Source organism: Pantoea sp. GM_Pan_3 (assembly GCF_026541045.1).
GTDB classification, from domain to species: domain Bacteria; phylum Pseudomonadota; class Gammaproteobacteria; order Enterobacterales; family Enterobacteriaceae; genus Pantoea; species Pantoea anthophila.
The window spans coordinates 242653-255626 of the sequence record NZ_JALNVA010000002.1; the positions used below are offsets into that span (position 1 = coordinate 242653).

Genomic DNA, 12974 nt, shown 5'->3' on the forward strand with positions numbered 1-12974 from the left:
TCTTATTCGTTAACTCTGAGATTGCGGCGTGCAGCCGCAGGATTCACCGATTTCAAGATAGTGTGGAAACTCCTTTAACTGGGCTTCGCTCTGCCCCTCTTTCAGCATGTGGATCGCCGCACGCGCCATCTCGCGCAGTGGCTGACGCACGGTCGTTAATGTCGGAACATGAAACGATGACTGATTGGTCCCGTTGAAGCAGACCAGCGCGACATCCTGTGGCACCCGGATCTGATGCTCCGAAAAGGCCCGCACTGCGCCAATCGCCTGACCTTCGTTGCTGGTGAACAGCGCGCGGGGCACGCAGCCACGGGCGATCATCGTCTGCACCGCTTCATATCCCCCCTGCGGGGTGTAGCTGGCGGGAAACATCAGCGATTCATCAATCGGCAGGCCGCGCTCCTGCATGGCATCGCGCCAGCCCTGAATACGATCCTGCGCATTAAGCATATCGACCGGACCGGTGATGATGCCGACCTGCTGATAGCCGTGGCTCAGCAGATGTGCCGTGACCTGCCAGGCCGCCTGGCGCTCATTGACGCGCAGCATGTTCACGCCCGGCTGAGGTTCCACCCGTTCCAGCATCACCAGGGGCGTGCCGCTCGCTTTAATCAGGTCAATGTAAGGATGGCGATCGACGCTGTTATAAAACAGGCCATCGACCTGCCGGTTGAGCAGCCCCTGAATAAGCTCCAGTTCGCGCCGGCGATCGTCACCGGCATCGCCCAGCAGCATGACATGACCGTGATTCATCGATTCCTGCAACAGCACGTGTGCCATGGAGGCGACAAACGGATTGCCGATGTTCGGCACGACCAGACCAAAGGTTTTGGTGTTGCCGGACGCCAGCGCCCGTGCAGCCGCATTGGGCCGGTAACCGGTCGCTTTAATCGCCTCCAGCACCCGCTGCCGGGTCGCCTCGGCGACCGGACGCGGCCCGTTGTTAATGACATAACTGACAACTGCCACTGAGGTGCCTGCCGCTTTCGCCACTTCACTGCGGGTCACTTTTCCCGTTAACGACTTAGGCACATCACTTTCCTCCCTAAAAAAACAGGCCGCTTTACACGGCCTGCTGCTTATTTCGTTTTGCCCTGTCAGATGGCGTCATCAGGCAGATTGAGATCCCGCCCTCGCGTCTCAGGCGCAACAAAGGTGGTAAAGAATCCAATCGCGGCCATCGCCGAGAAGTAGACCGCAATCGGCCACCAGTGTCCGGTATAAGAGAGCATAGCAGCCGCAATCAGCGGTGCCGTGCCGCCGGAGAGAATCGAACCCAGCTCCTTCGCCACCGCCATTTTGGTGTAGCGATGATGCACGCCGAACATCTCCACGCCCCAGGCGGCCTGCACACCAAAAATACCCAGCGACGCCAGCCCCATGCCCACCACAATCACCGGAATGACCAGCATCGGTTCACGCGTATCCAGCAGCGTAAAAGCGGGCCAGGCGTAGAGCATCAGCAGCAGACAGAAGACGCGATAAACGATCCGGCGACCAAAACGGTCAGAGAGCCAGCCCGCAAAAGGGATGATCAGGAAACCCAGCAGCGACGCAAGGAACACCGCCGTGGTCGGAACCGACTTATCCACCAGCAGAACCTTCGCGACATAGCCGACGATGAAGCCCTGCGACAGATAGGAGGGACCGTTTTCACCGATGCGCAGCCCCACCATCGTCCAGAAGGCGCGGGTGCGCTGGAAGAACGGCCGCGTATCCTTCACCGGCGGGGTCGCCAGCACTCCGGCGCGCGCCGCCTCCATCTCCGCTTTTCTGCGCTCAAAAACCGGGGTTTCCCGCAGATGACGCCGGATCCACAATGCCACCAGCGCTATCAGCGCACTGCTGAGAAAAGGAATACGCCAGCCCCACGCCAGCAGGCTCTGCTGATCCATCTGCACCACCAGCAGCCAGACCAGCGACGCCAGCAGTGTGCCGCTGTTAGAGCCCAGCGCGATAACGGAAGCGACCAGCCCGCGACGCTCTGCGGGCGCATACTCGCCCAGCATGACCGTACCACCAGAGAGCTCTGCACCCGCGCCGAACCCCTGCGTGAAGCGCAGCAGGACCAGACAGGCGGGTGCCCAGACGCCAATCGTGGCATAGCTGGGAATTAAGCCGATAAAGGTGGTGGAGGCCCCCATCAGAATGATGGTGGTGATCATGACCGCTTTTCGCCCTTTGCGGTCGCCGAGCCAGCCGAAAAAAAGTGCGCCGATAGGCCGGGCAACGAAGCCGACTGACCAGGTGGCAAAGCTGGAGAGCAGCGCCATGGCCGGTGTCGATTCGGGAAAGAAAACATCGCCGAAGATGATACCGGCAGCCAGACCATAGAGCGCGAAATCCGCGTACTCCATCGCCGTTCCGAGCCAGCATGAGAATGTGGCGCGCCAGAAATCTTTGCGGCCTGAGGGGGTATTAAACCGCGCATCGGCGGCTGAAGAGGATGACAGTGATGCCTGCTGCTTAACGGAATTGTGTGCCGTCATAACCCTATCCCTGAATGCGTATGCAGATCGATAAACGCCCGTCCATGGGTCGATTCCCTGATAAAAGCGGAATTCCCCGGTGGCGACGTTCAGTTGACTAACCATGATGAAAGGTTAAAGGATTCCCTGGTGTTGGAATCATCTGCCTCGCCCGTTTTCGCCGATCTTTTTTAACCGGTCACTTAAACTGAGCGAATGTAACTTAACAATCGATGGAGCCGACTGTGCATCGAGCACCGTGAGCAATCACTGGGGACCTAGTGTATCTACGCGCGTAGATAAATCAAGCGATCCCGACGCAAAATGTTAGTCAGACTTCACTATCACAGTGCGTCATCATGGTTTTTTATCGCAAATTCAGCCAGTTAACAGCGCCTCACTTTGCACAAAAAAAAGTCATCACTCGCGTTAAGTCAGCACTTTCTCTAATCATTAAGCATGATAAACAGGCGGGGCTGCTTTCATCGGACTCTGTTGTCGCACAGCTCTGTGACCGCAGGATGACACTCAGGCTCGGGCTGAAAAATCGCTGCGCGCGCAAATAATGCGTTACCCTGAAAAAAAGGCCAGGCAGAGAATGTATGACCATTATTCTGATGCGACACGGTAAACCCGATCATCAGGCCGCAGGCCGTCTGAGCGTGCAGGCGCTGGCAGACTGGTGCGAAGCCTACGATCGGTCACAGGTCAGTGACGGACCGCCGCCGCGCACTGTCCACATTGCCCGTCAGGCGGCGGTTGTTGTCTGTAGTCCCCTGCCCCGCGCGCAGTCCTCCCTGAGTCAGCTTGGTCTGCAGCCGCATGAGGTGAATGCTCTGTTCAGTGAAGTTGCCGTGCCGATGCTGCGAATGGGCGCGATGCAGCTGCCGATCCTCTGCTGGCTGGCGCTGCTGCGGTTGCTCTGGTTCTGCGGATATGCGGGTGATGCGGAGTCACTGCCTCATGCGCGCCAGCGCGCCGCGGCGGCCGCAGAAAAGTTAATCGGGTACTCCGCTCAGGGCACCGTGCTGCTGCTGGGCCACGGCATCATGAATAAGATGATTGCCCGGGAATTACGTAAACGGGGCTGGCAGGCGGAGAAGCATGCCAGCAGCCGCCACTGGAGTTCCGCGATCTATCATCGCCCGTTTATCTGATCGAGCGAAAAATAGCCCAGCACTTCACACCCCGTTCCCACGCGCGGCGTGGCAATCACTTTACGCTGCGCCAGATCGATCACGCTCAGCGTGCCATCATCCTGATTGGCAATCAGCAGCTGCTTTTTGTCGGGGGTAAAACAGCCATCCATCGGCATGTTACCCACCGCGATGTCACCCAGCGGGTTCAGTAAATCGTCAAACAGCGTGACCAGGGGTTCCTGATCCCCTATGGCCACCAGCTGTTCGCCATCGTCGCTGAAGCGCACCACCTGGCAGGGCTGCTGATGGCCCGGCAGCGTCAGGCGCTGACGGATGCGGTGGCTTTGCCGATCGATCACATAGAGCAGCGGCGCGTCAGCCGCGCTGGCGACCAGGTAAGGGTGTTTCGGTGAGGCCGCGATACCGGCAATCGGGCCAGGCAGCAGAATGGTGTCGATGACCCGCCCTTCCGCCTCACACAGATCCACCACCGTGATGGTGGCATCCTCTTCGTTATCGGTGAAGAGCTTGCGGCCGCTGGGAGAGAGCGTCAGGCGATGCGCATTGTGCGAAGGAATCGGAATAACTTTTTCGACCTTGTCACTCTGTGGATCGATCACCGCCACGGCGGCGCTCTCCTCACAGCAGAGGTAGACTTTACCGTCGCGCCCCAGCTGACCGCTGTGGGGTGCCCGCAGCGGCGAGAGATCGATAAAGCCGCTGATCGTCCGACGCGCTAAATCAATGACCGCCACTTTATGACCCGGATGGGGATTGTCGCCATGCACGCCGTCGCCATAGACCGGCACATAGGCTTTACCCCAGGGGGCCAGCATCAGGAGTTCATGCGGGCGCGGTGGAAAGGCGTTCAGTTCCCGCTCAACCGCGAACGTCTCCGGATTAAGAAACAGGACGCGATTGCCCCGCTTATCGACCGCCAGCAAACCCCATGATTCACTCTGCATGTGCGCTCCTTTCTCAGTAAGTTCTTCTTAAGCGTAGACAATGCGCTTCAGGCTGTCTGATTCGGCGGATTGATGAGCCGGGCTTACGTCACACATTAAGCGCAATCACGCCCGCCCCCGCATTCCCGTAAGCACCACGGTCCCGCGATTCAGATATTCCTTAATAACGGCGCGTGCCGGGATGAAATAAATGATTAATTACGGCCATAGTTTTATTTTTATTTCATGCCCGGCCTGATTCCGTTTTATCCTAAAGTCAAAAAAAGGCATAGCTAATCAGTAAATAATGTTTTATTAAAAAGGTGCAGTGCAATTCCAGATAGCCGTGAGGAAACTACCGCGCGCTCAGGCACTGCGTCGCCACCAGGGAAAACCTTTCAATAATTCCCGCACGCATCGGGGTTGCAGCCAGTCTGTAATGCCGCCTGTTTCCGCCACATGCGAACAGGCAGAGTCTGCACTATGACGGGAAAATAAAAATAACAGGTATATCATGACTGCACATCGCCAACGTCCAGCGCATAAAATCTGGCGCAACTGGAAAAGAATATCGTTCAGCAGCCAGATGTTATGGAATAAAAAACAGCAAAGACTCTGTCGGGCGCCGGAATATGATCCGGGTCAGGAAGATAATGTCGTTTTAATCGCTCAGCAGAAAGATCTGCCGGAGATTCCAAAGATTGTCTGGATGGTCTGGCATAATGAACAGCTGCCTGCCTCGATGGCGCTCAATATCAGCAAAATACGGCGGGATAATCCCGATCACCAGGTTTATCTGGTGACACAGCGCACCCTGTCGCAATGGCTGCCCGACCTCCGGTTTATCTCAGCCGATCTGACGCTGGCGCATAAAAGTGAGATCATCCGGCTGGAACTGCTTCACCGTTACGGCGGCATCGGCATTGATTGCAGCACTCTGCTGTTTGAGGATCTCGCCTGGGTGCATCGCGTTCACGAGGCGCGGTCTCTGGATCTGATCGGCTACTACCGTGAGCAGTCAACGCTGAACCTGCTTGCGCCGGTCATTGAAAGCTGGTTTCTGGCCGCCCCGGCGCAGAACCCTTTTATCCGTGAATGGCTGAAACAACTGGCCCCGGTTAAAAATGTCGGCATCCGCAACTATTTCCATGAGCTGCAGAAGCGCGATGACTTTCCGCTGCTTGTGCAGAATATGGATAACCCGTCCCGTCAGCTGCTCTCACTGGCGCAGCAGGTGGCGATGCGTGAATACCGGCGGGCCAATCTCTATCTGCGTAAAGGTGAAGCCAGCGCCTGGTATTATCAGCGCCTGCACGCCGACAGCAGCAGCGCCTTTGCGCAGTCAGTGCTGTTTCAGCAGCGTCCCCAGACGCCGCCACCGATTATTAAGTTAACCGGCAATGAGCGGCTGCATCTCGACTTCAATCTGCGTATCGGCCTCTATAACCGCAGCAGCCTGATTGGGGAGATGATGCATACCCGTTCGCCGGGACTGGCACTGCCCTCAGTGGTTAAAGCGGGCGCGTAACCAGTGTGTAAAGGTGGTGACCGCGCGCGGCACCTGTGCCGCCCAGGGTCGCACGATCCACAGGCGGGCGGCAAAAGCGCCGACCGGCTGCCACTCCGGTAACACCCGCTGTAACGATCCCGCTGACAGCGCCTCACGGGCGCTGAAGTCGGGCAGCATGGCAATGCCCAGACCCTGCAGGGCCGCATCGCGGATCGACTCACTGTTGTTAGTGGCAAAGCTGCCCTGAATCTGCACCTGAACCGTTTCGCTCTCCCCCGGCGCGACAAACCGCCAGCGCGGTGACTCGACGCCGCGCGGGTAGTAAAGGCAGTTGTGCTGCGCCAGTGCCTGTGGCCTCTCCGGCACGCCCTGCGCCCTGAGATAGGCTGGCGAGGCCACCAGCACGGTCTGCGTGTCGCACAGTGGCAGTGCCACGTGCGTTTCCGGCAGCGTGTCACTGTGGCGAATCGCCAGATCAAACCCCTCGCTGCTCAGCGAGACAAGGCGATCCGTCACATCCAGCTGCAGTCGTACCTGCGGATAGTCGCGCAGAAACTCGCCGATAACCGGCACCAGTTGCTGGCGGGCAAACGCCACGGGTGCGGTGATGCGCACCAGACCCCGCACCGGCCCGGCGGTATCCCGCACGCTGAAAAAACTCTGTTCGATGCGGGCAAAAGGCTCGCGCAGCTCCTCCACCAGCTTCTCACCGGCGGAGGTAAGCCGCACGCTGCGCGTGGTGCGCTGCACCAGCATCAGACCCGCTCTCTCCTCCAGCTCTTTGATCTTCTGGCTCATTGCCGCTTTGCTGACATCCAGCCGCGCTGCCGCGCGGGTGAAACTGCCCTGCTCTGCCAGTACCGTCAGCCAGTGCAGATGCTCCCACAGGGTGTCCGTCTTCATCTCTTTCATCAGCATTGTTCACAATAATGAATAATCATTTCAGGCTACGCGCTTTTTCCCGCCGGATAAAGCCGTCACCATAGGCGTCTTATTTCTCAGGAGAAACCGCTATGCCACTGCTGCAATTTGATGTTATTGAGGGTCGTTCAGAATCAGAGCTGCGTACATTACTGGATGCCGCGCACCGGGCCGTGCTGACCGCCTTTAACGTGCCGGAACGGGATCGCTATCAGATTGTTCATGAAAACAAACGCTATCAGATGGTGTTTCAGGACACCGGGCTGGGATTCAGCCGCAGCGATAATCTGGTGATGGTGCGGGTCTTTACCAGTCCGCGCAGCAGCGAACAGAAACAGCGGTTTATGGCGGAGCTGGCGCGCGAACTGCGTGAGCATTGTGGCGTGCAGGGCAACGATCTGATGATCAGCTTTATCACCAATGACAAAGGCGACTGGAGTTTTGCCGACGGCGAAGCGCAGTATCTGACCGGCAAACTCTGAAAAGCGGCCCGGACGCCTGCTCTGCTGACGGTGCGCGCCAGCCACCGTCACGTCTGCTGAACGCCCGGCAGGCACGACACAAAATCCCTCTGCGCTTCCTCGCACAAATCCGCCGGATATGTTGCAGCCTGATGACAGCCAATATAGATTGTCGAAAAACCATCCCCCGACGATGGCCGGTTGCGTGACGCCCCGCGCCCCCCTGCAGAGAGAGGATTTCCCGTTGTCCGAATTTGTGTCAGTCGTGCTGTTTCTGGCTGCTATTGCTATCTATTCCTGTAAAGCCGGGCGTAACAGATTCTGGTTTGTGCTTGTTCTTGTTCTGCTGGTGATATTTGTGGTGCTGAACGCCACCCTCTACGCCAGCAACTATTTCACCGGCGACGGCATTAACGATGCGGTGATCTATACCCTGACTAACAGCCTGACCGGGGCGGGCGTCAGTAAATATGTGGTGCCGGCCATCGGGCTGATCATCGTGCTGTTTCTGCTGTTCTGCCTGCTCTCCTGGGTGCTGCGGCGGCGTAAACGTCCCCATCATCTGGGCTGGTCGTTGCTGGCGGCCGCCTGCGCGATCGGCTCGGTGCAGACTACCCCCGCCTTTCGTCAGGTCGCGACGCTGATCGTGTCGCATACCCAGCTGGCCGATTCTGACTTCGACACCTTCTATAAAGTGCCGCGTAACCGCATTGAACAGCCGCGCCTCAACGTGGTTTATATCTATGGCGAGAGTTTAGAGCGCACCTATTTTGATCCGATTGCCTTCCCCGGCCTGGCACCTGAGCTGAGCCGTCAGAAAGAGCAGAGTATCGATTTCAGCCAGACCGAACAGCTGCCGGGCACCGATTACACGATCGCGGGCATGGTCGCCTCACAGTGCGGCATTCCGCTGTTTGCCCCGTTTGACGGCAATGCGTCGGCGTCACTCTCCAGCTTCTATCCGCAAAATGTCTGTCTGGGCGACATCCTGAAAAACTCCGGCTATGAGAACTGGTTTATTCAGGGTGCCGATCTGCGTTTTGCCGGTAAGGATGTCTTCCTGAAATCGCACGGCTTCGATCCTGCCAACCTCTATGGTTCGCAGGAGCTGAAAAGCCGCGTCGCCGATCCCAGCTACCGCAATAACTGGGGCTATTATGACGACACGGTGCTCGACGAAGTCTTCGAGAAGTATCAGGCGCTCTCCCGGGCCGGTAAACCTTTTGCGCTGTTTACGCTGACCGTCGACACTCACCATCCTGACGGATTTATCTCGCGCAGCTGTCAGCGCCGAAGCTACAGCATTGAGGGAAAACCTAACCAGTCCTTCAGCGCGGTCGCCTGTTCACAGGAGCACGTCGCGCGGCTGATCGATCGCATCAAAGCGTCACCGTGGTTTAAAAATACCGTAATCGTGGTGAGTTCCGATCATCTGGCGATGAACAACACCGCGCATCCCTGGCTGATCAAACAGCCGCGTCGCAATCTCTTTATGGTGATCCGCGGGGATAAACCGCAGGCGGAGCTGCTGGAGGCAAAGCGCAGCACGCTGGATAATGGCGCTACGCTGCTGGATATTCTCGGCGGCGATAATGCGATAGGCCTGGGCCGCAGCAGCCTCTCTTCGCTGTCGCTCTCAACGCAGTTTGACGATATGAAGAGCAAGGTCATGAGCTGGAAGCCCGATATTATCCAGCTCTGGAACTTCCCGAATAAGATGGAGAACTTTACCGTCGATCAGACGAAGAATACCTTCAGCTTCTCCGGGACCACTTTTAAGCTGCCGATTCTGTTCCGCATCAGCGACAAACACGTTGAGCCGATGCCGGAAGGGGAATATTCGGCACCGCTGCGCTATCAGCTGGCCGATTTCGCGGCAGCCGATAAATTCGTCTGGGTTGATCGCTGTTTTAAAATGGCGCGACTCTGGCAGCCGTCGCTGGCCCTCTCCGGCGATCTCTGTGTGGCGATGGGGCAAACCGGCGGCACACCGTCCGTTACCCACATCGACAAACCGCAATGGAAAGGCCGGGTGCAGTTCCCGGACGGGCCGATCAGCGATGCACGTTATCAGCAGAATCTGGCGCAGATCCGTATCGAAGATAACAATATCCGCTACAGCGCTGACAGCTTCCGGCTTGATATCCCCGGCGCGCCGCTGAGTGTGAAAAGCTTCAGCGGCATCTCACGCCCGGAGAGCTGGGGACGCTGGTCGAATGCCAATCTCGCGCCTGAGGTGCATATCGACTACGTCGATGCCCTGCCCGCGAAGTTCGATCTGGTGATCACGGCGCGGGCTTACGGCGCGAATGTGCACCGGCCGATTCCGGTTCGCGTGGGCAATCAACAGCAGCTGCTGTCGCTGGGCGAAGCGATCTCGACCCATACCCTGCATTTTGATAACCCGGACGCCAGCCACCAGCTGGTGATCGCCCCGCCTGAACCTCAGCTGAGCAACACCGGCAATATCACGGGGCAGGACCCGCGCAAACTGGGCATTGGCATGGTCGAACTTAAAATCGTGCCCCAGCCTTAATCCCCTCTTTTCTCTTCAGGCCTCTGCCTGTTTTGCAGAGGCCTCTTACTTTGTCGCCACCGGTTCAGGGCCTGCCGCGCAGCGCTTCCAGCTTCTCACGCTGCTGACCATCGGCGGTAAAATTCTCCTCCGCCAGCCAGCGCTGCAGCCCGCTTTTCACCTGCGGCCACTCGCGATCGATTATCGAAAACCAGCTGGTGTCGCGCGAGCGACCTTTGTAAACAATGGCCTGGCGGAAATCACCTTCATACTGAAAACCGAGGCGTGCCGCGGCTCTGCGAGAAGGCGCATTGCAGCTGTCGCATTTCCACTCATACCGGCGGTAACCCAGGGTTTCAAAGGCGTACTGCATCAGCAGGAAATGCGCCTCTGTTGCCATACGCGTCTGCTTCAGTCGGGGCGAAAAAGCGACATGACCGACTTCCATCACCCCATGTTCAGGCTGGATACGCATTAACGACAGGCTGCCCACCGCCTCTCCGGTGGCGAGGTCGATCACGGCGAAATGCAGCGGGTCGCGGCTGGCCTCCAGCTGCCGGAGATAATCCTGCCACGCCTGGGGATCATCGAACGGCCCCATAAACATATAGGTCCAGTCGCGCCCATCTTCCGCCAGCGCCCAGGCGTCAGACAGGGCCTCTCCATGCCGCGCGGCGCTGAAGGGCTCCAGCCGACACGACTGACCGGTGAAAACCTGATGTTGTGGCAGAGGACGCGGCTGCCAGTCTGGCAAAGGCTGGCCGACCGGCTGACCATAGTGATTAAGGTGTTGTGACATATCGCCTCCCGGCTGCAGATAGTGTCAGCAGAGTGCCACGTTCCCGGTCGCTTAAAAAGCCTGCCCCTCAGGCAACATCCCGAATCCTTTACCCGCAAACAGGCTGACGCGCCGGGCTGCTCTTCAGCAGGCTGGCGCAGCAATCGAGTGGCGGATCATCAGATGGGCATCGAAGCGCGGCACAGGGCCGGGGGCCTCGCCGCGGATGGCGGCGATCAGACGTCGTGCGGCTTCACGGCCCATTTCATAGACCGGTTGCGCAATGACCGTCAGCGGTGGCGTCACAATCTCACTCCACGGGAAATTGTCATACATCACAAAAGAGAGATCGGCCGGGATACGCAGCCCGCGCTGCGTCACTTCACGCAGCAGCCACATGGCGACCACGCTGTCAGACGCCACCAGCGCGGTGGGCGGCTGCGGACGCTGCCACAGCGCTGCGACGATACGGCTAATCGATGCCTCGTCCAGCGCGTTCACCTGCACCAGCGACGGATCAAACGGCACGCCTGCGTCAGCAAAGGCCTGCATCATGCCGCCCACGCGCTGGGCAACCGGCGTCAGGCCAAAATCGTCCGGCGTGCTGTAGTCAGTGGTCAGCGCCATGCTGGTGATATAGGCGATATGGCGATGCCCCGCGGCCAGCAACCGGGCCGTGACATCTGCGGCCACGTCGGTAAATTCACAGCAGACCGCGTCTACATCAAGACCGGTTACCGCGCGATCGAACAGCGTCAGCGCTCTGCCCTCTTCCTGCACCTGTATCAGATGCGCGTTCTGCTCCAGGGCTGAACAGCAGGGCGCAACGATAATGCCATCGACCCGCTTTTCCAGCATCACCCGCACCGCATCCTGCTCCGCCTGCAGCTTTTCATCACTGTTGCTCAGCAGCAGATGGTAACCCGCCGTGCGCGCCACGTCCGCCATGCCACGCAGGGCCAGACCAAAGTGAGGATTCTCAATATCGCCGACAATCACCCCGATAGTATTGGAGCGGCCGGTGTTCATACTGCGCGCCAGCGCATTGAGCCGGTAGCCCAGCGCGGAGGCGGCGCTGTTGACCCGCTCCTGCACCTCATCGCTGACCGCGCCATAGCCACCCAGCGCGCGCGCTGCCTGGGCTTTGGAAACATTTGCTGCGCGCGCCACATCTGCCACGGTCGGCGCTTTGGATCGTCTGTTCTGGCTGGTCATAATTATTTCGAATCACAGGTTGATGACAGGAATATTGACGCCGAAAAAAGGCTGTGCTTAAACTCATTGTAACTCCTTGAGACCGGTCTCACAATGTTTCTGTCTTAAGGTGCCACCTGCGTTGAGACCGGTCTCAATCAGAATTACTGGCTCAACAGTCTCTGATGTTTAAACCTGCAAAAACGGATGAGCTATGAAATCGCAAATCACACTGGGCAAACTGCTCGGCACCGCACTCGCACTCTGTTCACTGTCGTTCTCTGTGCTGGCCGCCAGCGACAACAATCCTTATGGGCTGATCGAACCGGGTCAGCTTCGCATCGCCAGCGTCGGCGACTCAAAGCCTTACACCTTCACCGACGCCAGCGGTCAGTTCACCGGCTTCGACGTCGAATTTTTCAGAAATGTCGCCCACCGCATGGGCATCGATAAGGTCGATTTTATTGGTCAGGACTTCTCGGCCATCATGCCCGCGGTCGCCAACGGTCAGTACGATGCGGCGGTGGCGGCGATTGGCATCACCCCGGCGCGGGAAAAAACGGTCGATTTCTCCACCGGCTATCTGGCCGGATTCCTCACCGTTCTGACCCGCCATGACAGCGGCGTGAAAGATGTCGCCACGCTGGCCAAGCACCGGCTCGGCGTGGTTCAGGGCACGCTCCAGGAGAACTATGCCGTGGAGCACTTCCCGCAGACCGATCTGGTGCGCTTCCCGGATAACAACAGCGCGGTCTCTGCCCTCAACAACGGCACGCTCGATGCCGTCTTCCTCGACTACGAGGCGGCCAAAAGCTACGCCGAACGCTTTAAGCTGGTCTCTGCCGCCGATATCCCCTCTTTTGATGCACCGGCGGGCATTGCCATTGCCAAAGGTAAACCCGCCTTCAAGGCTGCGCTGGATAACGCCATCAAGGCTGCGATGCAGGATGGCACCTGGCAACGGCTTTATCAGAAGTGGTTCCCCGGATCGCCGATGCCAAAACAGTATCTGCCTGGCGGTCAGTAAAGAGGTGGACGTTTACG

Annotated in this window: 11 protein-coding genes; 5 read left to right on the forward strand and 6 right to left on the reverse strand. The window is 58.4% G+C overall.

Annotated elements, in window-relative coordinates:
* Positions 1–9 precede the first annotated feature (9 nt).
* On the reverse strand, positions 10–1032 hold the full coding sequence (locus tag OXR04_RS08935) for a LacI family DNA-binding transcriptional regulator (RefSeq protein WP_009092276.1): 1023 nt from the start codon (positions 1030–1032) through the stop codon (positions 10–12).
* A gap of 65 nt (positions 1033–1097) precedes the next feature.
* Entirely contained in the window at positions 1098–2489 is a 1392-nt protein-coding gene (locus OXR04_RS08940) for an MFS transporter (RefSeq protein WP_167428826.1), read from the reverse strand.
* 581 nt (positions 2490–3070) lie between these two features.
* Here OXR04_RS08940 and OXR04_RS08945 point away from each other — a divergent pair.
* Positions 3071–3625, forward strand: coding sequence for a histidine phosphatase family protein (locus OXR04_RS08945; RefSeq protein WP_009092279.1), 555 nt, complete (start codon positions 3071–3073; stop codon positions 3623–3625).
* Here the strand turns inward: OXR04_RS08945 and OXR04_RS08950 are convergent.
* Positions 3607–4572 carry a WD40 repeat domain-containing protein gene (locus OXR04_RS08950; protein WP_140028830.1) on the reverse strand — a complete coding sequence of 322 codons (966 nt, stop codon included), beginning with the start codon at positions 4570–4572 and terminating at the stop codon, positions 3607–3609. The genes OXR04_RS08945 and OXR04_RS08950 overlap by 19 nt on opposite strands.
* A gap of 493 nt (positions 4573–5065) precedes the next feature.
* On the opposite strand from OXR04_RS08950, the gene OXR04_RS08955 reads away from it, so the two are divergent.
* On the forward strand, positions 5066–6079 hold the full coding sequence (locus tag OXR04_RS08955; RefSeq protein ID WP_046101160.1) for a capsular polysaccharide synthesis protein: 1014 nt from the start codon (positions 5066–5068) through the stop codon (positions 6077–6079).
* Here the strand turns inward: OXR04_RS08955 and OXR04_RS08960 are convergent.
* Complete coding sequence (locus tag OXR04_RS08960; protein ID WP_267369776.1) at positions 6056–6973, reverse strand: LysR family transcriptional regulator; 918 nt, start codon at positions 6971–6973, stop codon at positions 6056–6058. The two genes, OXR04_RS08955 and OXR04_RS08960, sit on opposite strands and share 24 nt — an antisense overlap.
* Positions 6974–7074: 101 nt before the next feature.
* Here OXR04_RS08960 and OXR04_RS08965 point away from each other — a divergent pair, with 101 nt between their 5' ends.
* Both OXR04_RS08965 and opgB read left to right on the forward strand, forming a co-directional pair.
* Entirely contained in the window at positions 7075–7464 is a 390-nt protein-coding gene (locus tag OXR04_RS08965; RefSeq protein WP_009092284.1) for a tautomerase family protein, read from the forward strand.
* Positions 7465–7687: 223 nt separating this feature from the next.
* Complete coding sequence (gene opgB / locus OXR04_RS08970; RefSeq protein ID WP_267369775.1) at positions 7688–9979, forward strand: phosphatidylglycerol--membrane-oligosaccharide glycerophosphotransferase; 2292 nt, start codon at positions 7688–7690, stop codon at positions 9977–9979.
* A gap of 64 nt (positions 9980–10043) precedes the next feature.
* Here the strand turns inward: opgB and OXR04_RS08975 are convergent, their stop codons facing one another.
* Both OXR04_RS08975 and OXR04_RS08980 read right to left on the reverse strand, forming a co-directional pair.
* Positions 10044–10757 carry a GNAT family protein gene (locus OXR04_RS08975; RefSeq protein WP_167431992.1) on the reverse strand — a complete coding sequence of 238 codons (714 nt, stop codon included), beginning with the start codon at positions 10755–10757 and terminating at the stop codon, positions 10044–10046.
* A 123-nt stretch (positions 10758–10880) separates the two neighbouring features.
* A complete protein-coding gene (locus OXR04_RS08980; protein WP_058958262.1) occupies positions 10881–11951 on the reverse strand; it encodes a LacI family DNA-binding transcriptional regulator in 1071 nt (356 codons plus the stop codon).
* A gap of 193 nt (positions 11952–12144) precedes the next feature.
* Between OXR04_RS08980 and OXR04_RS08985 the strand changes: the two genes are divergently transcribed.
* Positions 12145–12957: an ABC transporter substrate-binding protein gene (locus tag OXR04_RS08985; RefSeq protein ID WP_058958261.1), complete on the forward strand. Its 813-nt coding sequence runs from the start codon at positions 12145–12147 to the stop codon at positions 12955–12957.
* Positions 12958–12974 lie beyond the last annotated feature (17 nt).

Coding starts and splice junctions, on each gene's coding strand:
- OXR04_RS08940 (WP_167428826.1), bottom strand. CDS start 2,489: ATGACGGCACACAATTCCGTTAAGCAGCAGGCATCACTGTCATCCTCT.
- OXR04_RS08945 (WP_009092279.1), top strand. CDS start 3,071: ATGACCATTATTCTGATGCGACACGGTAAACCCGATCATCAGGCCGCA.
- OXR04_RS08950 (WP_140028830.1), bottom strand. CDS start 4,572: ATGCAGAGTGAATCATGGGGTTTGCTGGCGGTCGATAAGCGGGGCAAT.
- OXR04_RS08955 (WP_046101160.1), top strand. CDS start 5,066: ATGACTGCACATCGCCAACGTCCAGCGCATAAAATCTGGCGCAACTGG.
- OXR04_RS08960 (WP_267369776.1), bottom strand. CDS start 6,973: ATGAAAGAGATGAAGACGGACACCCTGTGGGAGCATCTGCACTGGCTG.
- OXR04_RS08965 (WP_009092284.1), top strand. CDS start 7,075: ATGCCACTGCTGCAATTTGATGTTATTGAGGGTCGTTCAGAATCAGAG.
- OXR04_RS08975 (WP_167431992.1), bottom strand. CDS start 10,757: ATGTCACAACACCTTAATCACTATGGTCAGCCGGTCGGCCAGCCTTTG.
- OXR04_RS08980 (WP_058958262.1), bottom strand. CDS start 11,951: ATGACCAGCCAGAACAGACGATCCAAAGCGCCGACCGTGGCAGATGTG.
- OXR04_RS08985 (WP_058958261.1), top strand. CDS start 12,145: ATGAAATCGCAAATCACACTGGGCAAACTGCTCGGCACCGCACTCGCA.